Source organism: Pseudomonas sp. FP2294 (genome assembly GCF_030687625.1).
GTDB classification, from domain to species: Bacteria; Pseudomonadota; Gammaproteobacteria; order Pseudomonadales; family Pseudomonadaceae; genus Aquipseudomonas; species Aquipseudomonas shahriarae.
In genome coordinates, this window is record NZ_CP117441.1 from 5,782,440 (window position 1) to 5,805,677 (window position 23,238).

A 23,238-nucleotide genomic window follows, 5' to 3' on the forward strand; every position below is an offset into this window, starting at 1 on the left:
CCACCCGGCAGCCGCCACTAGGCAAGCGCCCCTTCAGCCGCTACATTGCCTGACTTGTGCCCGCCCTTGAGGCACAGCCCTCACCCCTTTTTGAATACACGGAACCCGCAAAACCCCATCATGGACCCTTCCCCTGGTATCACCCTCGCGACACTCTTCGCCGATTTCGGCATGATTCTTTTTGCACTGATCCTGGTACTGCTCAACGGTTTCTTCGTTGCGGCGGAATTTGCCATGGTCAAACTGCGCGCCACCCGTGTCGAGGCGATCGCCCACACCAATGGCTGGCGCGGGCAGATCCTGCGCACCGTACACAGCCAGCTCGACGCCTACCTGTCGGCCTGCCAGCTGGGTATCACCCTTGCCTCCCTGGGCCTGGGCTGGGTCGGTGAGCCGGCCTTCGCGCACATTCTGGAGCCGATGCTGGGCGCCATGGGCGTCGAATCGGCCGAAGTGATCAAGGGTGTGTCGTTCTTCGCTGCCTTCTTCGTGATTTCCTACTTGCACATCGTGGTCGGTGAGCTGGCGCCCAAGTCCTGGGCCATTCGCAAACCCGAGTTGCTGTCGTTGTGGACGGCGGTGCCGCTGTACCTGTTCTACTGGGCCATGTACCCGGCGATCTACCTGCTCAACGCCAGCGCCAACGCGATCCTGCGCATCGCCGGCCAGGGCGAGCCCGGCCCGCACCACGAGCACCACTACAGCCGTGAAGAGCTCAAGCTGATCCTGCACTCCAGCCGTGGCCAGGACCCGAGCGACCAAGGCATGCGCGTGCTGGCCTCGGCCGTGGAAATGGGCGAGCTGGAAGTGGTGGACTGGGCCAACTCGCGGGAAGACCTGGTGACCCTGGACTTCAACGCGCCGCTCAAGGAAATCCTTGCACTGTTCCGCCGCCACAAATTCAGCCGCTACCCGGTGTACGACCCGGTGCGTGGTGAGTTTGTCGGCCTGCTGCACATCAAGGACCTGCTGCTGGAACTGGCGGCCCTGGACCATATTCCCGAGTCGTTCAACCTGGCCGAACTGACCCGCCCACTGGAGCGCGTATCCCGGCACATGCCGCTGTCGCAACTGCTCGAGCAGTTCCGCAAGGGCGGCGCGCACTTTGCCCTGGTAGAAGAAGCCGACGGCAACATCATCGGCTACCTGACCATGGAAGACGTGCTGGAAGTGCTGGTGGGCGATATCCAGGACGAACACCGCAAGGCCGAGCGCGGCATTCTCGCCTACCAGCCGGGCAAGCTGCTGGTGCGTGGTGACACGCCGCTGTTCAAGATCGAGCGCCTACTGGGTATCGACCTGGACCACATCGAAGCCGAAACCCTCGCCGGCCTGATCTACGACACCCTCAACCGGGTGCCGGAAGAGGAAGAAGTGCTGGAAGTGGAAGGCCTGCGGATCATCATCAAGAAGATGAAAGGCCCGAAAATCGTGCTGGCCAAGGTCCTGATGCTCGACTGAACCCCTGTAGGAGCCGGCTTGCCGGCTCCTACAACCCCGACGCAAAGTTGGGCAAGGCCTGTACCGGCTGCGTGAACTCATACGGAATCGACACCCACCCTGCCCCCGTATCGCGCTGCACCACAAAATGCAGGTGTGGCCCGCTGCTGTTGCCGGTATTGCCCGACAGCCCCAGCGGGCTGCCCACCCCCACGCGCTGCCCGCCCCTGACGCTGACCGACCCTTGCTTGAGGTGCAGATACACGCCCTGGGTGCCGTCATCGTGCAACACCCGCACGAAGTTGCCCGAAGGGTCACTGCCGCGCCCGGCTTGGTTGTTCTCGGTCTTCACCACCAAGCCGCCCCGCGCAGCGATGATCGGCGTGCCCTCAGGCATGGCGATATCCATGGCGTAGCGACTCTTGACGTCAGAGTGACTGAACGTGCCCCCAGGGCCCTGGGTCAGGCGGAACGGACCGCCACGCCAGGGCAAGGCGTAACGCTGGAACTGGGCGGGCCGCAGGTGACGTGGCGGCTGGGGATCAAGCGCCTGGCGCTTTACCGGTGCCACCCGGCGCTCCTGGAAGACAAACGCCTGGGCGCCAGGAGTCTTCTGGTCGCTGAAAAACACCACGCCACGGGCATCGGTGGAACGATAGAGGGTCATGGCCAGGGTCGATGAAGCGACCGCGCACAGGCCACAAAACAACATAAAACGCACAAGCATCGGATAAACCTGCCGGGTATGACTGAACGGCAGGCTAGCAAGGGTTCATGACAATGTTGTGTGGACCAACGACCCTGTAGGAGTCGGCCTGCCTGTCACTGATGCAGCGACAGACAGACCGAGATCGCTGGCAAGCCAGCGCCTACAGGTGATCGAGGTTTTGCTTCAGGCACCCGGCACAAAATGCTTCTGCGCGGTGCCCCGGGCAATCAGCCGGGAGATGTAGTCGAGCTTCTGCGCGTCCTGGTCGATAAAGCGGAAGGTCAGTTGCAGCCAGTCGCTGTCAGGGCGCGGCTCGTAGGCGACGATGGCGTGCAGGTAGCCGTTGAGGCGTGCGGTTTCGGCGTTCTCGCCTTGTTCAAGGTCGAGCACCGCGCTTTCCAGCACTTGTGGCAGGACGTCGCCCCGGCGTACCACCAGCAGCGCCTCCTTGATGCTCAGGCCCTTGATCACACATTGCTGGGTGCCACTGGACAGGCGCAGTTGGCCCTGGCCGCGACCGCTGGCGGCCGAGGGGGCGGCGGTGGGCTGCACTGCCGGGCTGTTGAGCAAACCTTTGCTCGGCGCAGCCACCGGGGCCGGCTTGACCGCTTCGGGCTTGCCGCCGGTCAGGGCGCTGAGGGAGTCGTTGCCAAAGGCCGAGTTCATCTTGGTCGGCGCACTGGCCAGCAAGGCGTCGAGGCGGCCGATCTTGTTCAGGGCCTGCTTGACCTTGTTCAGCAATTGCTCGTTGGTGAACGGCTTGCTGACATAGCCGGAGACGCCGGCCTGGATGGCCTGGACCACGTTTTCCTTGTCGCCGCGACTGGTGACCATGACAAACGGCATGGACTTGAGCTGAGGCTGCTCACGGCACCAGGTCAACAGTTCCAGGCCAGACATTTCCGGCATTTCCCAGTCGCACAGCACCATGTCGAAGGTTTCGCGCATCAGGATGGCCTGGGCCTTTTTGCCGTTCACCGCATCTTCAATCTTGATACCGGGGAAGTAGTTACGCAGGCACTTCTTCACCAGGTCGCGAATAAACGAGGCGTCATCCACCACCAATACACTGACTTTACTCATCGACCCTTCATCCTCTCAAAACCCCGGCAAGCAAAACGCTTAACTGATGGCATTTTGCCAAAAACTCGTCAGTCACGCCGGGACTTTACAGCCGCCCGCAGCGCAAAACTCATACGCCACAAACGCAAACGCCCGACCAGAGGTCGGGCGTTTATTTCTCGGGCAATCTTACTTATCGTCAGATTCGGCCGGAACATTAGGGATTTGATCGGCTGTGCCTTCAACTTCGGCTTTCATGCGCTTGAGGCCCATGTGCCGTACGTCGGTGCCGCGCACCAGATAAATCACCAATTCCGAGATATTGCGCGCGTGGTCGCCGATCCGCTCCAGGGAACGCAGCACCCAGATGATGCTCAACACCCGCGAGATAGAGCGCGGGTCTTCCATCATGTAGGTCGCCAGCTCACGCAGGGCGGTCTTGTACTCGCGGTCGATGATCTTGTCGTACTGGGCCACGGACAATGCCAGGTCGGCGTCAAAGCGCGCAAAGGCATCCAGCGCGTCGCGCACCATGTTGCGCACCTGGTCGCCGATGTGGCGCACTTCGACGTAACCGCGTGGCGCTTCGCCTTCTTCGCACAACTGGATAGCGCGACGGGCGATTTTGGTGGCTTCGTCGCCGATACGCTCGAGGTCGATCACCGACTTGGAAATGCTGATGATCAGACGCAGGTCGGACGCCGCCGGCTGGCGACGGGCGAGGATGCGCAGGCATTCCTCGTCGATGTTGCGCTCCATCTGGTTGATCTGGTCGTCGATCTCGCGCACTTGCTGGGCCAGGCCCGAGTCGGCCTCGATCAGCGCGGTGACCGCGTCGTTGACTTGCTTCTCCACCAGCCCGCCCATGGCCAGGAGGTGGCTGCGCACTTCCTCAAGCTCGGCGTTGAACTGCGCGGAGATGTGGTGGGTAAGGCCTTCTTTGCTAATCATGTTGGCGTCCTTGGAGCGTCCGGTAAGGTGCGGAGAACCGCAGCGTCAGTGCAATCAGAACCACAGCTTCCTAGCCGTAACGACCGGTGATGTAGTCTTCGGTCTGCTTCTTCGCCGGATTGGTGAACAGGGTATCGGTATCGCCGAATTCCACCAGTTTGCCCATGTACATGAACGCGGTGTAATCGGAAACCCGTGCCGCCTGTTGCATGTTGTGGGTCACGATGACGATGGTGAACTTGGACTTGAGCTCGTAGATCAGCTCTTCGACTTTCAGCGTCGAGATCGGATCGAGTGCCGAGCACGGTTCGTCGAGCAGCAGTACTTCCGGCTCCACGGCGATGGTCCGGGCAATCACCAGACGCTGCTGCTGGCCGCCGGACAGGCCGAGGGCCGATTCGTGCAGGCGGTCCTTGACCTCATCCCACAGCGCCGCGCCCTTGAGGGCCCACTCCACTGCTTCGTCGAGGATGCGCTTTTTGTTGATGCCCTGGATGCGCAGGCCATAGACCACGTTTTCGTAGATGGTCTTGGGGAACGGGTTGGGCTTCTGGAACACCATGCCCACCCGGCGACGCAGCTCGGCCACATCTTCGCCCTTGCGGTAGATGTTGCTGCCGTAGAGGTTGATCGCGCCCTCCACACGGCAACCGTCCACCAGGTCGTTCATGCGGTTGAAGGTGCGCAACAGCGTGGACTTGCCGCAGCCCGACGGGCCGATAAAGGCGGTCACGCGCTGCTTGGGGATGTTCATGCTGACGTCGAACAGCGCTTGCTTCTCACCGTAGTACAGGCTCAGGCCCGGAACTTCGATGGCCACGGTTTCTTCGGCCAGGCTCAGGCTCTGCTTGTCGCGACCCAGGGCTGACATGTTGATGCCGTGGGAATGGGTTTCATGTTGCATGGGATGCTCCCTGTGCTACCAATTCGTTTCGTTGAACCGCGGCTTCATAGTGGGCCTTGCGGTTTACCTCAAATCTGTTTCCAACTCGGTTCCCTGTGGGAGCGGGCTTACTCGCGAAAGCGTCAGGTCAGTCAACCAATCTATTACTGAGACACCGCATTCGCGAGCAAGCCCGCTCCCACATTAGGTCCGCGTTCAATTCAATCAGCTATCCAGCGCCTTGTATTTTTCGCGCAGGTGGTTACGAATCCATACCGCCGACAGGTTCAGCGTGGCGATCACCAGCACCAGCAGGAACGCGGTGGCGTACACCAGCGGGCGGGCCGCTTCGACGTTGGGGCTCTGGAAGCCGACGTCGTAGATATGGAAGCCCAGGTGCATGATCTTCTGGTCCAGGTGCAGGTACGGGTAATTGCCGTCCAGCGGCAGCGACGGCGCCAGCTTGACCACACCCACCAACATCAGCGGTGCGACTTCACCCGCGGCGCGGGCCACAGCGAGGATCATGCCGGTCATCATCGCCGGGCTGGCCATGGGCAGGACGATTTTCCACAGGGTCTCCGCCTTGGTTGCACCCAGTGCCAGGGAACCCTCACGCACGGTGCGTGGGATTCGCGCCAGGCCTTCCTCAGTGGCCACGATCACCACCGGTACCGCCAGCAGCGCCAGGGTCAGCGAAGCCCACAACAGGCCCGGCGTACCGAAGGTCGGTGCCGGCAGGGCTTCGGGGAAGAACAGGCGGTCCACCGAGCCACCCAGCACGTAGACGAAGAAGCCCAGGCCGAACACGCCGTAGACAATCGCCGGGACGCCCGCCAGGTTGTTCACCGCGATACGGATAATGCGGGTCAAGGCGTTCTGCTTGGCGTATTCACGCAGGTAGACCGCCGCCAGCACGCCGAATGGGGTCACGATCATCGCCATGATCAGGGTCATCATCACGGTGCCGAAGATCGCCGGGAAAATCCCGCCTTCGGTGTTGGCTTCCCGTGGGTCATCGCTGAGGAATTCCCAGACCTTACTGACATAGAAACCCATCTTGGTCAGGGTGCCCATGGCGTTCGGCTGGTAGGCGTGCACCACGTGGCCAATATTGATTTCCAGCTCTTTGCCGTTGGCATCGCGGGCCGTGAGGCTGTCGCGGTTGAACTGGGCGTGCAGGTCGGCCAGGCGCGCTTCAACAGCCTGGTAACGGGCATTCAGCTCGGCGCGATCGGCATCCATATCGGCCTGGGCGGCGGCGTCGAGCTTGCCGTTCAGTTCCAGCTTGCGACCTTGCAGGCGGATGCGCTCGAGGCCGGCGTTGATCGCGCCGATGTCACTCTTCTCAAGGGTCTTGAGATCGGCAGCCAGCTTGTTCACCCGCTCAACCCGCGCCTGCAGCTCTGGCCACGCAGCCTCGCCTTCGGCGATGACTTTGCCATCCTGCTTGACGTTGACCAGGGTGCCGTAGAAGTTACCCCACTCACGACGCTCGATGGCCATCAACTCGGCAGGCGTGGTCTGGTTGGTCAGCCACTCGCCGACGATCCAGGTGAAGTCATTGCCGTTCAAGTCACGGTTGCCGACCTTGATCAGCTCGCGGGTCATGAACTCCGGACCTTCGTCCGGCACCGGCAGGCCAGCGCTTTTCAGGCGCTCGCGCGGCACTTGTTCTTTCTGTACCACTTCGCCGATGACGATGTGGTTGGCCTGGCCCGGCACGCCGTAGTTGGCCTGGATCAGGTCAGCCGGCCAGAAGTGACCCAAGCCGCGCACGGCAATCACAGCCAGCAAACCAATGGTCATGATGACCGCGATGGCCACCGCGCCACCGCTGATCCAGACGCCGGGGGCGCCGCTCTTGAACCATCCATTCAGGGAGTTCTGTTTCACAGACTTCTACCTTTCTTAAAGCGACGAGTATTTCTTGCGCAGACGCTGACGGATCAGCTCGGCGAGGGTGTTCATGACGAAGGTAAACAACAGCAGTACCAGCGCCGAGAGGAACAGCACCCGGTAGTGACTGCCGCCCACTTCCGACTCGGGCATTTCCACCGCGACGTTGGCTGCGAGCGTTCGCAGGCCTTCGAACAGGTTCATCTCCATGACCGGGGTGTTACCCGTGGCCATCAGCACGATCATGGTTTCACCCACCGCACGGCCCATGCCGATCATCAGCGCCGAGAAAATCCCCGGGCTGGCGGTCAGCAATACGACGCGGGTCATGGTCTGCCAAGGCGTGGCGCCCAGGGCCAGGGAACCCAGGGTCAGGCCGCGCGGTACGCTGAACACGGCGTCTTCGGCGATGGAGTAGATGTTCGGGATCACCGCAAAACCCATGGCCAGGCCGACAACCAGGGCGTTGCGCTGGTCGTAGGTGATGCCAAGGTCGTGGGAGATCCACATGCGCATGTCGCCACCGAAGAACCAGGTTTCCAGGTACGGGCTCATGTACAACGAGAGCCAGCCCACAAACAGGATCACCGGGATCAACATCGCACTTTCCCAGCCATCGGGAACACGCAGGCGGATCGACTCAGGCAGGCGACTGAAAGCAAAACCCGCCACCAGGATGCCAATCGGCAACAACATCAGCAGGCTGAAAATCCCCGGCAGGTGCCCTTCGACATACGGCGCCAGGAACAGGCCGGCGAAGAAGCCGAGGATCACCGTCGGCATCGCTTCCATCAGCTCGATCACCGGCTTGACCTTGCGGCGCAGGCTCGGGGCCATGAAGTAGGCGGTGTAGATCGCCGCGGCAATGGCCAGTGGTGCAGCCAGCAACATGGCGTAGAACGCGGCCTTTAGCGTACCGAAGGTCAGCGGCGCGAGGCTCATCTTGGGTTCGAAGTCGCTGTTGGCGGCGGTCGATTGCCAGACGTATTTAGGTTCGTCGTAGTTTTCGTACCAGACCTTGCTCCACAACGCGCTCCAGGACACTTCCGGGTGCGGGTTGTCGAGGGACAACGGCTGCAGCTTGCCGCCGGCTTCGACGAGCACGCGGTTGGCCCGTGGCGACATGCCGAAGATGCCTTGGCCTTCTACCACCGGGTCCACCAGCAGGGTGCGATGCGCGGTGCTGTGGAACACACCGAAGTTGCCGGAGGCATCCAGGGCGGTAAAGCCTTTGCGACGCTCTTCAGCGGTGATTTCCACCACCGGTGTGCTGCCCATCTGGAACGTGCGGATCTGCTTGAGGTGTTGCTCGCCATCCGGGTCGCGGGCCATGAACCACTGGGCCAGGCCGCCCTTGGAGTCGCCGACGATCAGCGAGATACCGCCCACCAGCTGGGTGCTGGCGGTGATTTCGGCGCTGCCATCTTCCAACAACTTGTATCGACCGTTGAGGCTGTTGTCGCGCAGGCTGAACACATCGGCCAGGGCGCGACCGTTGATCACATACAGCCATTGCTGGCGCGGATCGACGAAGATCGCTTTCACAGGCTCAGTCATTTGCGGCAAGTCGATGCGCTTCTGCTCGCTGACCACTTCGCCGGTCATCATGTTTTCTTCGCGGCTCACCGACAGCACGTTCAGGTGCGAGCCAGAGGAGCCGGCAATGACCAGCGAGGTCTCGGTGGCGTTGAGGGCCACATGCTCCAGCGGACGACCGGCCTCATCGAGCACCATCGGCGCTTCGCCGTAGGGGTATTCGATTTCCGGCGAAATGGTCTTCTTACCGTCCGGGTAGGACACTTTATAAGTGTGGCGGAACACCAGGGACTGGCCGTTGGACAGACCGAGGATCACCAGCGGGCTGCCCGGCTGGTCTTCACCGATGGACACCACACTGGCGCCGGCCGGCAGGGCCAGGTCGACCCGTTTGAGCTCAGCGCCGGTGTCGACAGTGAAGAACAATGCCTGGCCCTTGTCGGAAACCCGCATGGCGACCTGGTTCTGTTCTTCCAGCGAGATCAGCAACGGCTTGCCGGCATCCTGCATCCAGGCAGGCGTCAGGGCCTCGTCCTTGGTCAGGCTGGCACCCTGGAACAGCGGCCCGACCACGTAGGCCAGGAAGAAGAAAATCAGGGTGATAGCGCCGAGGACGGCGAGACCGCCGACCAGCACGTACCAACGGGTCAGGCGGTCCTTGAGCGCGCGGATGCGGCGCTTGCGTTGCAGCTCAGGCGTATTGAAGTCAATGCGCTTGGGAGGAGAAGTCGTCGTCATGGTGGAATTGGCCAGATCATTCATGCGCACACCCTAGCGATCCTGTATGACAGAAAGATGACAATGCAGTGACGCAAGAAATCCGCCGCGTAGCAGGGCTGGCAGCGGACCGAAAAATTAGGGGTGTAGGCCGGCTTGTTGTGGGAGCGGGCAAGCCCGCTCCCACACAAGAGCATGCATCTACACCAGGTAGTACAGGCTTATTTGCCTTCTTGCAGACCCAGGTCAGCCAATGCCTTGGCGGCAACTTTGGCTGGCAGTGGGATGTAGCCGTCTTTGACTACAACTTCCTGGCCCTGTTTGGACAGAACCAGTTTCACGAACTCGGCTTCCAGCGGGGCCAGAGGCTTGTTCGGGGCTTTGTTGATGTACACGTAGAGGAAGCGCGACAGCGGGTACTTGCCGTTCAGGGTGTTCTCTTCGGTGTCTTCGACGAACTCGCCGCCTTCTTTCTTGGCCAGGGCCACGGTTTTCACGCTGGCGGTCTTGTAGCCGATGCCCGAGTAACCGATGCCGTTCAGCGAGGAGCTGATGGACTGCACGACCGAAGCCGAACCTGGCTGTTCGTTGACATTGGGCTTGTAGTCACCTTTGCACAGGGCTTCTTCCTTGAAGTAGCCGTAGGTGCCGGATACCGAGTTACGACCGAACAGTTGCACCGGCTTGTTGGCCAGGTCACCGGTCACACCCAGGTCGCCCCAGGTCTTGACGTCAGCCTTGGCACCGCACAGACGAGTCGACGAGAACACGGCGTCAACCTGGGCCATGGTCAGGTGCTTGATCGGGTTGTCCTTGTGTACGAACACAGCCAGGGCGTCCACGGCCACCGGGATAGCAGTCGGCTTGTAGCCGTACTTCTGCTCGAAAGCCTGCAGTTCGTTGTCCTTCATCTTGCGGCTCATAGGGCCCAGGTTAGCGGTGCCTTCGGTGAGTGCAGGCGGCGCGGTGGAAGAACCGGCGGCTTGAATCTGGATGTTGACGTTCGGGTATTCTTTTTTGTAGTTCTCGGCCCACAGGGTCATCAGGTTGGCCAGGGTGTCGGAACCGACGCTGGACAAGTTGCCCGATACACCAGTGGTTTTGGTATAAGCCGGAATTGCCGGGTCAACACCAGCGGCCACCGCGTGGGCAGTCGCAACGCCAGCAGCGACAAAAGTCATTGCCGCCATCAAACGCTTCAGTTTCATGCCTTACTCCTAGCAGATAGGGATAGTTGGATCGGGGCCAAGTATCGGTAGGCCGTGTGAACACTCTATGTCTGGAATATGACAATTAGATGAAAGGCCAGTATTGAGCGAAAGGTCGCCCGGAATTTTCCGACAGATCTTTAGGGTTTCCTCTAGGAACCGCACTGACTAACCTCCGCACGTCGCTGCCAATGACACGACGTAACCAGAGGCCCCCTTAGGTTGACAAAAAACAAGAAAAGCATAGTCTTGTCAACCTAAGGAGACCTCACATGATCAATGACCGAATTCGCCGCGCAAGGTTGTTGCGTGGTATGTCGCTGGAAGCACTGGCACTCAGTCTCGGCGACATCACCAAGCAAGGCCTGAGCAAGTATGAAAAAGGCTTGAGTACTCCGAACTCCCAGCGTCTTCTGCAATTGGCCAGGGCGCTGGAGGTGAGCCCGGAGTATTTTTTCCGCCCTGAAGCCCTGCCACTTGCGCCGCTGGAGTTCCGCAAGCTGGCGAAGATGCCTCAATACCGCCAGGTACAGGTCGAGGAACAGGTTCGTGAACACCTGGAGCGATACATAGCCCTAGAGGAGTGCTTCGATCCGCTGGATATCCAGACCGCCAGAACGCCGCCACAGATGTTGTCCGTTACCTCTATAGAGGAGGCCGAATGGGCGGCCGAGGAGCTGCGCAAATATTGGGGCATCGGCGCAGACCCAATCGCCCATCTGACTGAGCAACTTGAGGAGCACGGTATCAAAGTGGTGATGCTCAACGGCCCGGATGATTTCGACGGAGCCTGTGCCGCCACCCATGATGGCGAACATGTGCTGATAGCTCTGAACGCCCAACGACCAGGCGAGCGCATTCGCTTTACCGCCGCTCATGAGTTGGGACACTGGGTGATGCAGCTACCCGATGAGATGTCCGAACGCGATAAAGAACACTGCTGTCACCGCTTCGCGGGGGCTTTTCTTTATCCAGCCAAAAGTGTCACCGGAGATTTCGGGAGCCATCAACGCTCACGCGTCCACCCTCGCGAACTCTTGATTGCCAAACGCCAGTATGGACTCTCGATGCATGCGGCGCTCCGTCGGTTGAAGGACCTCAATCTGCTGGGAGAAAGTGGCTACAAATCCCTGACTATTCAGTTCAGCAGCAATGGCTGGCGCAAGGCAGAACCCGAGCAGTTGCCGTGCAAGCCGCCTCAGCGTTTCGAATCGCTGGTGTTCTGGGGCCTGGCGGAGGGCTTGATCACCAAGTCACGGGCAGCTGAGTTACTGCGTCGCCCAGTGAAGGCTCTAGACCCTAATTTTCTGGGCTCACTGGAGAGTGCATGAGCCTGATCTATATCAGCGATACCAATATCTGGATTGATTTCAGAAACGCGGGATTGCTGGAGCATATGTTCAGGCTACCTTTCACGCTCTGCTGCACTGATTTCGTCATGCACGAACTCGAGGACTTCGCTCATGATGAACTGCTCGCCCAAGGGCTGGTGGTCGAGTCATTTGACGAGCGAGGTGTACAAAAACTCTGGGCGCTCAAAATTGCACACAACAACAGCGCCTTGGCTGACGTCTCCTGCTACCTGCTGGCACAGATAACCGGAAGACCACTGCTCACAGGAGATGGGAAGCTCCGTCGCCAGGCTATCCAGGACGGGCTGCAAGTACATGGTGCACTGTGGCTACTCGACCTTATGGTCGAGCATCAAGTCATCAGCTCTGGCGACGCAGCGACGGCGCTAGACACCATGTTAGCGGGAGGCTCTCGCTTGCCCGTATCAGAATGCCAAGCCCGACTGTCTACCTGGCGTCCGAACCTTCCTGAGTTTTGATCAGCACATCCATGTGCATCAGTAAGCCCGAGGCGTTTACCGCCCGCGTTTCCACAGGTAGGCACCCACCAGCATCCCCATGGTGCAGATCACGGCGACGTAGTACGCCGGGCCCATCGGGCTTTCTTTCATCAGCAGCGACACCACCAACGGCGTCAGACCACCGAACACCGCGTAGGCAACGTTGTAGGAAAACGACAGGCCGCTGAAGCGCACCACCGGTGGGAAGGCCTTGACCATCACGTAGGGCACCACGCCGACCACGCCGACGAACAGGCCGGTAAGGGTGTACAGCGGGAACAGCCAGTTTGGGTGGTCCAGCAGGCTGTGATACAGCGTCCACGAGGTCGCGAGCAGCAACGCGCAACCGGCGATCAGCACGCGCCCGGCGCCGAAGCGGTCAGCCAGTGCGCCGGAGAGGATGCAGCCCAGGCTCAGGGTGACGATCGCCAGGCTGTTGGCCTGCAACGAGACTGTCGGGCTGAAGTGGTAGATGGTCTGCAGCACGGTCGGGGTCATCAGGATCACAACGACAATGCCGGCCGACAGCAGCCAGGTCAGCAGCATCGACAGCACGATGGCGCCACGGTGGTCACGCAGGACCGCACGCAATGGCAGCTCGGCGGCCAGGGTCTTGCGCTGCTGCATTTCGGCGAAGATCGGGGTTTCGTGCAGCCAGCGGCGCAGGTACACCGAGAACAGGCCGAACACACCGCCCAACAGGAACGGGATCCGCCAGGCGTAGTCCGACACTTGCTCCGGGGTGTAGATCGTGTTGATCGCGGTGGCCACCAGCGAACCCAGGAGGATCCCGGCGGTCAGGCCGCTGGTCAGGGTGCCGCAGGCATAGCCGATATGGCGTGGCGGTACATGTTCAGAAACAAAAACCCACGCGCCCGGCACTTCTCCACCAATCGCCGCGCCCTGGATCACGCGCATCAGCAACAACAGGATCGGGGCCCACAGGCCGATCTGCGCGTAGGTCGGCAACAGCCCCATGATCAGGGTCGGCACCGCCATCATGAAGATGCTCAGGGTGAACATCTTCTTGCGCCCCAGCAGGTCGCCGAAGTGCGCCATGATGATCCCGCCCAGCGGCCGCGCCAGGTAGCCGGCGGCGAAGATGCCGAAGGTCTGCATCAGGCGCAGCCATTCGGGCATGTCGGCGGGGAAAAACAGCTTCCCGACCACAGTGGCGAAGAACACGAAGATGATGAAGTCGTAGAACTCCAGCGCGCCCCCCAGGGCGGACAGCGACAGGGTTTTGTAGTCGTTGCGGTTCAGCGGTCGTGCGGGCGGCGCAATGCTTGAAGGCACTGTGGTCATGGCAAGGCTTCTCTTATTAGGTCAGATCAGGAATCCGCAACAGTGCTGGTTTGGCCTGGCAGGTCAGGCAAGATAACAAATTGCCCGCAAAAGCACAGTCTAAACACCTGCACAGCGACTGGCGCCGACTCGCAAAGTCACCACCTTGCAAGGCCCGCCTATTCCCTCTTCGAATTATTATCGGGGACCGAAAACGCCAGCAAATACTGGAGCGCAGAGTTCAAAAGGCACAATGGTCAAACCCCTCAAGTTGCATGACTGTTTTGGCCATTTCCCTGGTGCCTGTAAAGCGGTGCAGATAGATGTACAAAATCAGGGCCGGACGGTCGTCGCGCAGGCTATCGACCGATATACTGCCCACCTTGCACCGGCATATCCGTGGAAGTTGCGCGAAAACGTCGTTGGCACCGGCCAGCCGATTTCGCAGAGTTTCCCTTCAGGCGCCTTTCGAAAAACGTGACGAACGTAGTATGTTCGGGGCTGAATCGTTTTTCCAAGACGGCTATTCACCGATTACATAGTCCAAGAGTCACGGGTCAGAGGCACCCCCGGCATGATCGAACTCGAACAAGAAGATCCTATCCCGCAAGGCGATCTCGCCCTGCAAATCACCGCACTCCCCCGTGAAACCAACGGTTTCGGCGATATTTTCGGCGGCTGGCTGGTGGCGCAGATGGACCTGGCTGGCACGGCAATGGCCAGCAAGGTCGCCGGTGGTCGCGTGGCTACCGTCGCCATTGACCGCATGGCCTTCCTGGTTCCGGTGGCAGTGGGCGCGCAACTGTCCTTCTACACCCAGGCCCTGGAAATCGGCCGCAGCTCGATCCAGATGATGGTCGAAGTGTGGAGCGATGACCCGCTGTCCAGCGAATGGCGCAAAGTCACCGAGGCGGTGTTTGTGTTCGTCGCCATTGATGGCAGCGGTCGCACTCGCTCGGTTCCGTCGCGGGCGCGTTAAACCTCGCGGCGGTTTGGCGGTCCATTGCCCCATTGCCTGTCACTAAGAGAGCCTTGTATGCCTACGCCCCACCTTGAAACCGTGAAAATGGATGAGCTGGACTGCTGGCGCATCCGCCACAACGGCGCCGAAGTGCTGGTGGCCCAACAAGGCGCGCACATCTTCAGCTACCAGCCCGCGGGCGCCAAGCCGGTGATCTGGCCCAACGACCAGGCCGTGTTCAAGGCTGGCAAAGGTATCCGTACGGGTGTGCCGGTGTGCTGGCCGTGGTTTGGTGTGTTTGACCGCAACCCGCAAAGCGTCAAGGCGATGCGCCAGAGTGATCAGCCGGCCGGCGCCCATGGTTTCGCGCGCACGGTCATCTGGACCTTGGCCGGCGTCGAAGACAATCGGGTTGAGCTGGTATTGCCGGCACCTGCTGGCGGCTTCCCGGATTGGCCGCATCAGGTCGATCTGAAAATGAGCATCCTGCTCGACGAGCAACTGCATATCCGCCTGACCAGCCACAACCGTGGCACCGACACCGTGACCATCAGCCAGGCGCTGCACAGCTACTTCGCAGTCAGCGACGTGCGCAAGGTGCAGGTCGAAGGCCTGGACGGATTGGACTATATCGATACCGCCGACGGCTGGGTGACCAAGCAACAGGCCGGCGCACTGCACTTCGCTGCAGAGACCGATCGTATCTACCTCGATACTCCAGCTCAATTGAACATCGTCGATCAAGACTGGCAACGCCGGATCCAGCTCACCAGCGAAGGGTCCAAATCGACCGTGATCTGGAACCCTTGGACCGAACGGGCCAAGGCTTTCGATGATATGGCCGACGATGGCTGGCAGGGCATGCTGTGCATCGAGACGGCGAACGTGCTGGACGATGTGGTGGCATTGGCACCGGGTGCTAGTCACACCATGGGTGTGAGCATCGCCAGCCTGCCCCTGTAAACCCAATCGAATGTGGGAGCAGGCTTGCTCCCACAAGGGGATTTTTGGCGCCGGTTACAGGTCCGATTCCTGCACCACCCGCACCACCCCCGCATCCAGCGCATACGCTGCATCCGCCAGGTCGTTGTTGACCGTCTCCACCTTCAACGTGCCAGTGACCCACAACGGCGTGTAGATATCGTCCAGCTTCAAGCCTTTGGGATAGCGCACCAGCACCAGTTGATTGGGCGGCGGCGGCGGTACGTGAATGCAGGCGCCCGGGTAAGGCACCAGGAAAAACAGGGTGCTGCGGCCCTTGGCATCGGTTTCCAATGGCACCGGATAACCGCCAAGACGGATGTGCTTGCCGTTCATGGCGGCCACGGTCTTGGTCGAATACATCACCGCCGGCAAGCCCTTGCTCTGTTTCAGGCCACCCTTTTCGGTAAAGGTGCCCAGGGCTTCTGGGGAGTTGTGGTCGATATCCGGCATTTGTTCGAGAGCCTTCTGGTCCGACTCGGGCATCAGTTCCAGCCAGTCGGTTTCCGTAAGCTCAGCGGCGTGGGCCAGGCTTGAACCCAGCAAAAGGACAGTCAACAGAAGGCGGCGCATGAAGGGGCTCGGCAAATAAGAACAGTGCCGGCATTCTAGCCCTCTGCGCCTGCGCAGCGCAGAGGGCTTGTCGCTAAATTACTTCTTTTTCAGCAGACCGTAGATCACCAGCAACACAATGGCACCCACCAGCGCGCCAATGAAACCTGCACCCTGACCTGCCTGGTAGATACCCAGGGCCTGACCGCCATAGGTCGCCGCCAGGGAGCCGGCGATACCCAGCAGGATGGTCATGATCCAGCCCATGCTGTCGTCGCCTGGTTTCAGGAAACGCGCCAGCAGGCCGACGATCAAACCGATAAAGATGGTCCCAATGATACCCATGGCATTTCCCTCTGAATGAAAGTTAGCTGAAGCCTAGTCAGACTTTGGCGTCCTGCAATCAGAGGATGGCGGTCACCAATGGTTCCCGCCAGCCCGTGGGTTATTGCGCGGCGATCAGCGCCTGGACCTTGGCGATCTGCGCGTCGAGTGTCGCGCGGTCCTTGCAACGCAGGTTGGCGTGGCCGACCTTGCGCCCGGCCTTGAACGCCTTGCCGTAGTGATGCAGGTGGCAGTCATCAATCGCAATGACCTGCTCTACCGGCGGCACCACGCCAATGAAGTTGAGCATCGCGCTCTCGCCCACCTTGGCCGTGGAACCCAGTGGCAAGCCCGCTACCGCCCGCAGGTGGTTTTCGAACTGGCTGCACTCGGCGCCTTCGGTGGTCCAGTGCCCGGAGTTATGCACGCGCGGGGCAATTTCGTTGGCCTTGAGGCCACCGTCGACTTCAAAGAACTCGAATGCCATCACGCCGACATAATCCAGTTGCTTGAGCACTCGGCTGGAATAGTCTTCGGCCAGGGCCTGCAACGGGTGGTCGGTGCTGGCCACGGACAGCTTGAGGATGCCGCTGTCGTGGGTGTTGTGCACCAACGGGTAGAAGCGCGTTTCGCCATCACGGGCGCGCACGGCCACCAGCGAAACTTCGCCGGTAAACGGCACGAAGCCTTCCAGCAGGCAGGCGACGCTGCCCAGTTCGGCGAACGTGCCGACCACATCGGCTTCGGTACGCAGGACTTTCTGGCCCTTGCCGTCATAACCCAGGGTGCGGGTTTTCAGCACCGCCGGCAGGCCGATGCTGGCGACCGCCGCATCCAGGTCCGCCTGGGACTGGATGTCGGCGAAGGCCGGAGTCGGAATGCCCAGGTCCTTGAACATGCTCTTTTCGAACCAGCGGTCACGGGCGATGCGCAGTGCTTCAGCGCTCGGGTACACCGGGACGAATTGCGACAGAAACGCCACGGTTTCGGCTGGCACGCTTTCGAATTCGAAGGTCACCAGATCGACTTCATCGGCCAATTGGCGCAAGTGGTCCGGGTCGCTGTAGTCCGCCCGCAGGTGTTCGCCCAGGGCCGCCGCACAGGCGTCCGGCGCCGGATCAAGAAACGCGAAGTTCATCCCCAGCGGCGTACCCGCCAAGGCCAGCATGCGACCCAGTTGGCCGCCACCGATTACACCGATTTTCATCAATCAACAACCTCAGGCGATGCGTGGGTCTGGATTGTCCAGGACGCTGTCAGTCTGTTCGGCGCGGAATTTCTTCAGGGCCGCGTGGAACTGTGGATGCTTGGCGCCCAGGATACTGGCCGACAGCAATGCCGCGTTGATCGCGCCGGCCTTGCCAATCGCCAGGGTGGCCACCGGAATCCCGGCGGGCATCTGCACGATGGACAGCAGCGAATCCACACCCGAGAGCATCGACGACTGCACCGGCACGCCGAGCACCGGCAAGTGGGTCTTGGCCGCACACATGCCCGGCAGGTGGGCTGCGCCACCGGCACCGGCGATAATCACCTCGATGCCACGGGATTCTGCTTCATCGGCATACTGGAACAGCAAGTCCGGCGTGCGGTGGGCGGAAACCACCTTCACTTCAAACGGAATGCCGAGTTTTTCCAGCATATCGGCGGTGTGGCTAAGGGTGGACCAATCGGACTTGGAGCCCATGATCACGCCAACCAATGCACTCATCGTCGTGCCTCTTCTCTCTGGGCGCCCGCAGGCGCGTCAAAAAACAACAAGCCACGCGGGAAATCCGGCGTGGCTTGTTGTACGAATTAAGGCCGGTTGGACCGGCCGAAGGCCGCGCAGTATACCGTAATAATGCAGATAAACAGCCCCTGTGCCGACCATCTGTCTTACGCTTCAAACCTGCGGTTTTATTGACTTTAGAGTCAGCGAAAACACCCCGAAATACTCTGGGAGCTGGCTTGCCTGCAATGTCGGCTGATACACCGCTATCGCAGCATAGGTATCTACACAACTCTCTATCTAGTGCTTATTGAGTTTGTGTTGGGCTCAGCTATTCTGCGCCGCCCCACCTTCCAGCTTGCGCCACAGCAATCGCACGTTCGCCTTGCGCACCAACGCACAGCGATACAGGCGAATCTCCAGCGGCACATGCCACTGCGGCCCGCCACACACCACCAGCTCGCCCCGGGCCAGTTCGGCGCGCACGCTCAACTGTGGCACCCAGGCAATCCCCAACCCTTCCAGGGCCATGCTTTTCAGGCTGTCGGCCATGGCGGTTTCATACACCGTGGTAAAGCGCAGCGCGCGCTGGCGCAACAGCAGGTTCACCGAACGGCCGAGGAACGCCCCGGCGCTGTAGGCCAGCAGCGGCACACTGCCCTCGCCTTCCAGGTCGAACAACGGCTTGCCATCGGCATCGGCGGCGCACACCGGGAGCATTTCAGTGTTGCCCAAGTGCAGTGACGGGAAAATCTCCGGATCCATTTGCATGGCTGCGTCCGGGTCGTAGAACGCCAACATCAGGTCGCAGCCGCCTTCGCGCAGGGCATGCACCGCATCGCCGACGTTGGTGGCCACCAGGCGCGTGGCGATGTTCAGCCCTTCGTTGCGCAATTGCGCGATCCAGCGTGGGAAAAAACCCAGCGCCAGGGAGTGCGCTGCCGCCACTTGCATGACTTCGCCCTGGCCGCCTTCAAGGTGATGCAAATGCCGCAGCACTTCACCCAGTTGCTCGACCACCGTGCGCGCCGTGACCAAAAACAACTGCCCCGCCGCCGTCAGCTCGACGGGCGTGCGCGAGCGGTTGACCAGGGTCAGTCCCAGGGCCGCCTCAAGGCTGCGGATGCGTCGACTGAAGGCCGGCTGGGTGACAAAGCGCCGCTCCGCCGCCTGGGAGAAGCTGCGCGTGGCCGCCAGGGCGCTAAAGTCTTCCAGCCATTTGCTTTCAAGGTTCATCTGATTCTCCAGGGCATGCACCATTTTGGCACACACGCCCGCCATGATAACCGGGTCACATCAACATTATGCCGTTTGTGCATAGGCCAGCGCTTAATAGCATTGGCCCAAAAATTTCCACAAGCCTAGCATTCACAGCGTTCCGGCCTAGCCCGGGTCCATATCGAGATGATTTCCGTCATGTCCTCTGCTGCATCATTCCGTACAGAAAAAGACCTGCTTGGCGTACTCGAAGTACCTGCCCAAGCGTACTACGGCATCCAGACCCTGCGAGCGGTGAACAACTTCCGTCTCTCCGGCGTTCCGATTTCGCATTACCCGAAATTGGTGGTCGGTCTGGCAATGGTCAAGCAAGCCGCCGCTGATGCCAACCGCGAGTTGGGCCAGCTCAGCGAAGCCAAGCACGCTGCCATCAGCGAAGCCTGTGCCCGCCTGATACGCGGCGACTTCCACGAAGAGTTCGTGGTGGACATGATTCAAGGCGGCGCTGGCACTTCAACCAACATGAATGCCAACGAAGTCATCGCCAACATCGCGTTGGAGGCCATGGGCCACAACAAGGGCGAATACCAATACCTGCACCCCAACAACGACGTGAACATGGCGCAGTCGACCAACGACGCCTATCCGACCGCGATCCGCCTGGGTCTGCTGTTGGGCCATGACGCGCTGCTGGCCAGCCTCGACAGCCTGATCCAGGCGTTCGCCGCCAAAGGTGTCGAGTTCGGCCACGTTCTGAAAATGGGCCGCACCCAACTGCAAGACGCCGTGCCGATGACCCTCGGCCAGGAGTTCCGCGCCTTCGCCACGACCCTGGGTGAAGACCTGGCACGCCTCAAGACCCTGGCTCCGGAGCTGCTGACCGAAGTCAACCTGGGCGGCACCGCCATCGGTACCGGCATCAACGCCGACCCGCGCTACCAGGCCCTGGCCGTGCAACGCCTGGCCACCATCAGCGGCCAGCCGCTGGTACCGGCGGCCGACCTGATCGAAGCCACCTCCGACATGGGCGCGTTCGTGCTGTTCTCCGGCATGCTCAAGCGTACCGCGGTGAAGCTGTCGAAGATCTGCAACGACCTGCGCCTGCTGTCCAGCGGCCCACGTACCGGGATCAACGAGATCAATCTGCCAGCGCGTCAGCCAGGCAGCTCGATCATGCCCGGCAAGGTCAACCCGGTCATCCCGGAAGCCGTGAACCAGGTGGCCTTCCAGGTCATCGGTAACGACCTGGCCCTGACCATGGCGGCCGAAGGCGGCCAACTGCAACTGAACGTGATGGAGCCGCTGATCGCTTTCAAGATCTTCGACTCGATCCGCCTGCTGCAACGCGCCATGGACATGCTGCGCGAACACTGCATCGTCGGCATCACCGCCAACGAAGCACGCTGCCGCGAACTGGTGGAGCACTCCATCGGCCTGGTCACCGCGCTGAACCCGTACATCGGCTATGAAAACGCCACCCGCATCGCCCGTATCGCCCTTGAAAGCGGCCGTGGCGTGCTGGAACTGGTGCGCGAAGAAGGCTTGCTCGACGACGCCATGCTCGACGACATCCTGCGCCCGGAAAACATGATTGCCCCGCGTCTGGTGCCTTTGAAGGCCTGAACGCATGTAGCACCGCTCACCAGGTTGAGGGACTAGACACCTCTCACCCTTTTGAGGGCTTGAAGATTTCGATCTTCAGGCCCTTTTTTTTGCTTTTTTAACGCCTGCCCCCTGAGCGAGTTGGCTCGCTCCCACTAACACCTATATAGAAGCGCGCAACTGCGTTTTATATATAAAACAAATAAGCCGTTTATTAACTTCCCCGCGTTACCTGAAAAAGCACCGACCTCTCGCAACTTCCCATTACATGCCCGAACAGTGTGCAAATTCGTGCCATATAAGAACCAACGTTTCATATATGAAACGTCAAACTTTCAATTACTTAACCCCAAGTCATTCATATAAAAGGACATTTACTAAAAACCTGTAGGAAATAAACCCCTGGCATTGTTCATGCACTAAACGGCGTATCACCTATAAAACAGACCAGAGTACCTTCCTGATGGCTGTGAAAGAGATGTACGCCGTGACGCCCCAATGGAATAACCAAGCTCTCAGGGAAGAGCTGGAGCCGACTGAAATTGAATTTCGCAATGTCGGTAAATGTTTCCCGGCCAAGGGTAAAGCGGACGCGCCCTTCGCCATTCGCGAGGTGAACTTCAAGATTCGCCGGGGTGAAGTGGTGTCGATCATCGGCCCTTCCGGTTGCGGCAAGAGCACCATCCTGAACATGGGTTCGGGTCTGTACCGCCCCAGCGAAGGTGAAGTGTTCGTCGGTGGCGAGCCGGTCACCGGGCCGGTGCCGCAGGTCGCGTTCATGCTGCAAAAGGACCTGCTGATGCCCTGGCGCAGCATCCGCCGCAACGTCGAACTGGGCCTGGAAATCCAGGGCGTGCCTGCCGCCACCCGGCAGAAGGTGGCCCTGGACCTGCTCGACCGCTGCCACCTCAATGGCTACGCCGATCACTACCCGTTCCAGCTCTCCGGTGGCATGCGCCAGCGCGCCGCCCTGGCCCGCACCCTGGCCATCGACCCGCAGGTGCTGTTCCTCGACGAGCCGTTCTCGGCCCTCGATGCCCAGACCAAGATGATCCTGCAACAGGACATGGCACGGATGCTCTTCGACGAGAAGAAAACCGCGCTGTTCATCACCCACGACCTGATCGAAGGCATCGCCATGTCCGACCGCTTGCTGGTCATGAGCGCCCGCCCCGGCACGATCATCGAAGAAATCAGCATCGACCTGCCGTTTCGCGACAACCCCCTGGAGCGCCGCAAGCTGCCGGAAATCGGCCCGCTGGTAGGCCGCCTGATGGAGTTGCTCCAGGTCGGCGCCGACACCGAACTGCACTGATCACCGCCCTTGCGGCCCCCAACCGATTCCGGAGTCCCCATGCTCAAGTCTCTGTTTCAACGTCTTTGCGCCCTCAGCCTGGGCCTCGGTGTGGCCTGTGCCGCCCAGGCGCAGCCGACCAAGGTCACCTACCTGCTGCCGGCGCCGCCCAACTCGCCCGCGTTCGCACCGTGGATCATCGCCAAGGAAAAGGGCTACTACACGGCCCAGGACCTGGACTTGACGTTCATCGCCGCCAAAGGTGGCGTGGATGTGGCCAAGCAGATCGGCGCCGGTAACGCGTTGATCGGCGGGGCCATCGGTGACACGCCTATCGTGGTGCGGGCCAATGGCATCCCGGTACGCGCCGTGGCGGTGCTGGGCGACGGCGGCGTGACGATGATCGCCACCAACGCCAAGGACAACATCAACCGCATCAGCGACCTCAAGGGCAAGACCATGACGGTGATGTCGTACTCCGACACCACCTACTACGCCCTGCTTGCTTCGCTGCGTAAAGCCGGGCTGGGCAAGAACGACGTGAACATCCAGGCCGCCGGCCCCGCCGGAGTCTGGCAGCTGTTCTCCGCCAACAAGGCCCAGGCCATGGCCGGGGTGCCGGACTGGGTGATCAATGCCGAGGAAGCCGGGGTGCAGATCAAGTTGATCCCCCAGGACCAGATCTTCGAAAGCATGGCCCAGGCGATTCTCGCTTCCGACGACGCCATCAAGAACCAGCCCAAGCTCGTGCGCGGCGTGGTCCAGGGCACCCTGCAAGGCATGCGCGACATCATCCAGGACCCGCGCGCCGCTGCCGTGACCTTCGCCAAGGCGGTACCGGCGTATGCCGGCAAGGAGGACTCGCTGGAGAAGATCTTCAAGCTCTACGTCGAACACGTCTACGCCAAGCAGGCCGTGCTCGGGCACATCGATCCGCAGCACCTGGACAAGGTCCTGCAGTTCTATGTCAGCGAAGGCATCGTCACCCAGGCGACTCCGCTTGAAGACCTCTTCACCAACCAATTCGTCGACAGCCCGGTCGCCGCACAGTGAA

21 protein-coding genes are annotated in these 23,238 nt (G+C 60.8%); 8 read left to right on the plus strand and 13 right to left on the minus strand.

Annotated features, from left to right (window positions below; translation table 11 throughout):
• The first annotated feature begins 120 nt into the window (after positions 1 to 120).
• Positions 121 to 1,461: a hemolysin family protein gene (locus tag PSH73_RS26230; protein ID WP_057440537.1), complete on the plus strand. Its 1,341-nt coding sequence runs from the start codon at positions 121 to 123 to the stop codon at positions 1,459 to 1,461.
• A 28-nt stretch (positions 1,462 to 1,489) separates the two neighbouring features.
• On the opposite strand, the gene PSH73_RS26235 is transcribed toward PSH73_RS26230, so the two are convergent.
• The 7 genes from PSH73_RS26235 to PSH73_RS26265 all read right to left on the minus strand — a co-directional run bounded on the left by PSH73_RS26235 (position 1,490) and on the right by PSH73_RS26265 (position 10,405).
• Positions 1,490 to 2,167, minus strand: coding sequence for a M23 family metallopeptidase (locus tag PSH73_RS26235; protein WP_128593292.1), 678 nt, complete (start codon positions 2,165 to 2,167; stop codon positions 1,490 to 1,492).
• Positions 2,168 to 2,332: 165 nt separating this feature from the next.
• On the minus strand, positions 2,333 to 3,232 hold the full coding sequence (locus PSH73_RS26240; RefSeq protein WP_057961180.1) for a response regulator: 900 nt from the start codon (positions 3,230 to 3,232) through the stop codon (positions 2,333 to 2,335).
• A gap of 168 nt (positions 3,233 to 3,400) precedes the next feature.
• Positions 3,401 to 4,162, minus strand: a complete 762-nt coding sequence (gene phoU / locus PSH73_RS26245; protein WP_057961181.1) for a phosphate signaling complex protein PhoU — start codon at positions 4,160 to 4,162, stop codon at positions 3,401 to 3,403.
• 70 nt (positions 4,163 to 4,232) lie between these two features.
• A complete protein-coding gene (gene pstB, locus PSH73_RS26250; RefSeq protein WP_029289934.1) occupies positions 4,233 to 5,066 on the minus strand; it encodes a phosphate ABC transporter ATP-binding protein PstB in 834 nt (277 codons plus the stop codon).
• Positions 5,067 to 5,270: 204 nt separating this feature from the next.
• Positions 5,271 to 6,941 carry a phosphate ABC transporter permease PstA gene (gene pstA / locus PSH73_RS26255; RefSeq protein ID WP_057961182.1) on the minus strand — a complete coding sequence of 557 codons (1,671 nt, stop codon included), beginning with the start codon at positions 6,939 to 6,941 and terminating at the stop codon, positions 5,271 to 5,273.
• Positions 6,942 to 6,956: 15 nt separating this feature from the next.
• Positions 6,957 to 8,990, minus strand: a complete 2,034-nt coding sequence (locus tag PSH73_RS26260) for an ABC transporter permease subunit (protein WP_169989492.1) — start codon at positions 8,988 to 8,990, stop codon at positions 6,957 to 6,959.
• Positions 8,991 to 9,418: 428 nt separating this feature from the next.
• Positions 9,419 to 10,405, minus strand: a complete 987-nt coding sequence (locus PSH73_RS26265; RefSeq protein WP_057961184.1) for a phosphate ABC transporter substrate-binding protein PstS — start codon at positions 10,403 to 10,405, stop codon at positions 9,419 to 9,421.
• 272 nt (positions 10,406 to 10,677) lie between these two features.
• Here PSH73_RS26265 and PSH73_RS26270 point away from each other — a divergent pair, with 272 nt between their 5' ends.
• Complete coding sequence (locus PSH73_RS26270; protein WP_057961185.1) at positions 10,678 to 11,736, plus strand: helix-turn-helix domain-containing protein; 1,059 nt, start codon at positions 10,678 to 10,680, stop codon at positions 11,734 to 11,736.
• Entirely contained in the window at positions 11,733 to 12,236 is a 504-nt protein-coding gene (locus PSH73_RS26275) for a DUF3368 domain-containing protein (protein WP_057961186.1), read from the plus strand. Before PSH73_RS26270 ends, PSH73_RS26275 begins: the two co-directional genes overlap by 4 nt.
• 36 nt (positions 12,237 to 12,272) lie before the next feature.
• Here the strand turns inward: PSH73_RS26275 and PSH73_RS26280 are convergent, their stop codons facing one another.
• Positions 12,273 to 13,553 carry an MFS transporter gene (locus PSH73_RS26280; protein WP_169955454.1) on the minus strand — a complete coding sequence of 427 codons (1,281 nt, stop codon included), beginning with the start codon at positions 13,551 to 13,553 and terminating at the stop codon, positions 12,273 to 12,275.
• A 562-nt stretch (positions 13,554 to 14,115) separates the two neighbouring features.
• Between PSH73_RS26280 and PSH73_RS26285 the strand changes: the two genes are divergently transcribed.
• Both PSH73_RS26285 and PSH73_RS26290 read left to right on the plus strand, forming a co-directional pair.
• A complete protein-coding gene (locus PSH73_RS26285; protein WP_003176975.1) occupies positions 14,116 to 14,520 on the plus strand; it encodes an acyl-CoA thioesterase in 405 nt (134 codons plus the stop codon).
• Between the two features lie 57 nt (positions 14,521 to 14,577).
• Positions 14,578 to 15,465 (plus strand): D-hexose-6-phosphate mutarotase, encoded by an 888-nt coding sequence (locus PSH73_RS26290; RefSeq protein WP_282405380.1) that lies wholly within the window; start codon positions 14,578 to 14,580, stop codon positions 15,463 to 15,465.
• A gap of 54 nt (positions 15,466 to 15,519) precedes the next feature.
• Here PSH73_RS26290 and PSH73_RS26295 read toward each other — a convergent pair whose 3' ends face one another.
• From PSH73_RS26295 to PSH73_RS26315, 5 genes are all read right to left on the minus strand, one after another.
• Complete coding sequence (locus PSH73_RS26295) at positions 15,520 to 16,056, minus strand: DUF3299 domain-containing protein (RefSeq protein ID WP_057440544.1); 537 nt, start codon at positions 16,054 to 16,056, stop codon at positions 15,520 to 15,522.
• Positions 16,057 to 16,134: 78 nt separating this feature from the next.
• Positions 16,135 to 16,380, minus strand: coding sequence for a GlsB/YeaQ/YmgE family stress response membrane protein (locus PSH73_RS26300; protein ID WP_029289950.1), 246 nt, complete (start codon positions 16,378 to 16,380; stop codon positions 16,135 to 16,137).
• Between the two features lie 100 nt (positions 16,381 to 16,480).
• Complete coding sequence (locus PSH73_RS26305) at positions 16,481 to 17,566, minus strand: 5-(carboxyamino)imidazole ribonucleotide synthase (protein WP_057444228.1); 1,086 nt, start codon at positions 17,564 to 17,566, stop codon at positions 16,481 to 16,483.
• 12 nt (positions 17,567 to 17,578) lie between these two features.
• Positions 17,579 to 18,070 carry a 5-(carboxyamino)imidazole ribonucleotide mutase gene (purE, locus tag PSH73_RS26310; RefSeq protein WP_057440545.1) on the minus strand — a complete coding sequence of 164 codons (492 nt, stop codon included), beginning with the start codon at positions 18,068 to 18,070 and terminating at the stop codon, positions 17,579 to 17,581.
• 327 nt (positions 18,071 to 18,397) lie between these two features.
• Positions 18,398 to 19,306, minus strand: coding sequence for a LysR substrate-binding domain-containing protein (locus PSH73_RS26315; protein ID WP_057440625.1), 909 nt, complete (start codon positions 19,304 to 19,306; stop codon positions 18,398 to 18,400).
• 180 nt (positions 19,307 to 19,486) lie between these two features.
• On the opposite strand from PSH73_RS26315, the gene aspA reads away from it, so the two are divergent.
• The 3 genes from aspA (at position 19,487) to PSH73_RS26330 (ending at position 23,237) form a co-directional block, all read left to right on the plus strand.
• Positions 19,487 to 20,911: an aspartate ammonia-lyase gene (aspA, locus tag PSH73_RS26320; protein ID WP_038444539.1), complete on the plus strand. Its 1,425-nt coding sequence runs from the start codon at positions 19,487 to 19,489 to the stop codon at positions 20,909 to 20,911.
• Positions 20,912 to 21,368: 457 nt separating this feature from the next.
• Complete coding sequence (locus tag PSH73_RS26325; RefSeq protein ID WP_057440627.1) at positions 21,369 to 22,205, plus strand: ABC transporter ATP-binding protein; 837 nt, start codon at positions 21,369 to 21,371, stop codon at positions 22,203 to 22,205.
• Positions 22,206 to 22,244: 39 nt separating this feature from the next.
• A complete protein-coding gene (locus PSH73_RS26330; RefSeq protein ID WP_057961189.1) occupies positions 22,245 to 23,237 on the plus strand; it encodes an ABC transporter substrate-binding protein in 993 nt (330 codons plus the stop codon).
• Position 23,238: the final 1 nt, after the last annotated feature.

Bases quoted from the DNA above. Each gene is read 5' to 3' on its own strand.
- PSH73_RS26295 (WP_057440544.1), bottom strand. From the start codon at position 16,056: ATGCGCCGCCTTCTGTTGACTGTCCTTTTGCTGGGTTCAAGCCTGGCC.
- PSH73_RS26300 (WP_029289950.1), bottom strand. From the start codon at position 16,380: ATGGGTATCATTGGGACCATCTTTATCGGTTTGATCGTCGGCCTGCTG.
- PSH73_RS26325 (WP_057440627.1), top strand. From the start codon at position 21,369: ATGTACGCCGTGACGCCCCAATGGAATAACCAAGCTCTCAGGGAAGAG.
- purE (WP_057440545.1), bottom strand. From the start codon at position 18,070: ATGAGTGCATTGGTTGGCGTGATCATGGGCTCCAAGTCCGATTGGTCC.
- phoU (WP_057961181.1), bottom strand. From the start codon at position 4,162: ATGATTAGCAAAGAAGGCCTTACCCACCACATCTCCGCGCAGTTCAAC.
- PSH73_RS26285 (WP_003176975.1), top strand. From the start codon at position 14,116: ATGATCGAACTCGAACAAGAAGATCCTATCCCGCAAGGCGATCTCGCC.
- PSH73_RS26270 (WP_057961185.1), top strand. From the start codon at position 10,678: ATGATCAATGACCGAATTCGCCGCGCAAGGTTGTTGCGTGGTATGTCG.
- PSH73_RS26330 (WP_057961189.1), top strand. From the start codon at position 22,245: ATGCTCAAGTCTCTGTTTCAACGTCTTTGCGCCCTCAGCCTGGGCCTC.
- PSH73_RS26315 (WP_057440625.1), bottom strand. From the start codon at position 19,306: ATGAACCTTGAAAGCAAATGGCTGGAAGACTTTAGCGCCCTGGCGGCC.
- pstB (WP_029289934.1), bottom strand. From the start codon at position 5,066: ATGCAACATGAAACCCATTCCCACGGCATCAACATGTCAGCCCTGGGT.
- PSH73_RS26275 (WP_057961186.1), top strand. From the start codon at position 11,733: ATGAGCCTGATCTATATCAGCGATACCAATATCTGGATTGATTTCAGA.
- aspA (WP_038444539.1), top strand. From the start codon at position 19,487: ATGTCCTCTGCTGCATCATTCCGTACAGAAAAAGACCTGCTTGGCGTA.
- PSH73_RS26230 (WP_057440537.1), top strand. From the start codon at position 121: ATGGACCCTTCCCCTGGTATCACCCTCGCGACACTCTTCGCCGATTTC.
- PSH73_RS26265 (WP_057961184.1), bottom strand. From the start codon at position 10,405: ATGAAACTGAAGCGTTTGATGGCGGCAATGACTTTTGTCGCTGCTGGC.
- PSH73_RS26290 (WP_282405380.1), top strand. From the start codon at position 14,578: ATGCCTACGCCCCACCTTGAAACCGTGAAAATGGATGAGCTGGACTGC.
- PSH73_RS26305 (WP_057444228.1), bottom strand. From the start codon at position 17,566: ATGAAAATCGGTGTAATCGGTGGCGGCCAACTGGGTCGCATGCTGGCC.
- PSH73_RS26260 (WP_169989492.1), bottom strand. From the start codon at position 8,990: ATGCAGGATGCCGGCAAGCCGTTGCTGATCTCGCTGGAAGAACAGAAC.
- PSH73_RS26240 (WP_057961180.1), bottom strand. From the start codon at position 3,232: ATGAGTAAAGTCAGTGTATTGGTGGTGGATGACGCCTCGTTTATTCGC.
- PSH73_RS26235 (WP_128593292.1), bottom strand. From the start codon at position 2,167: ATGCTTGTGCGTTTTATGTTGTTTTGTGGCCTGTGCGCGGTCGCTTCA.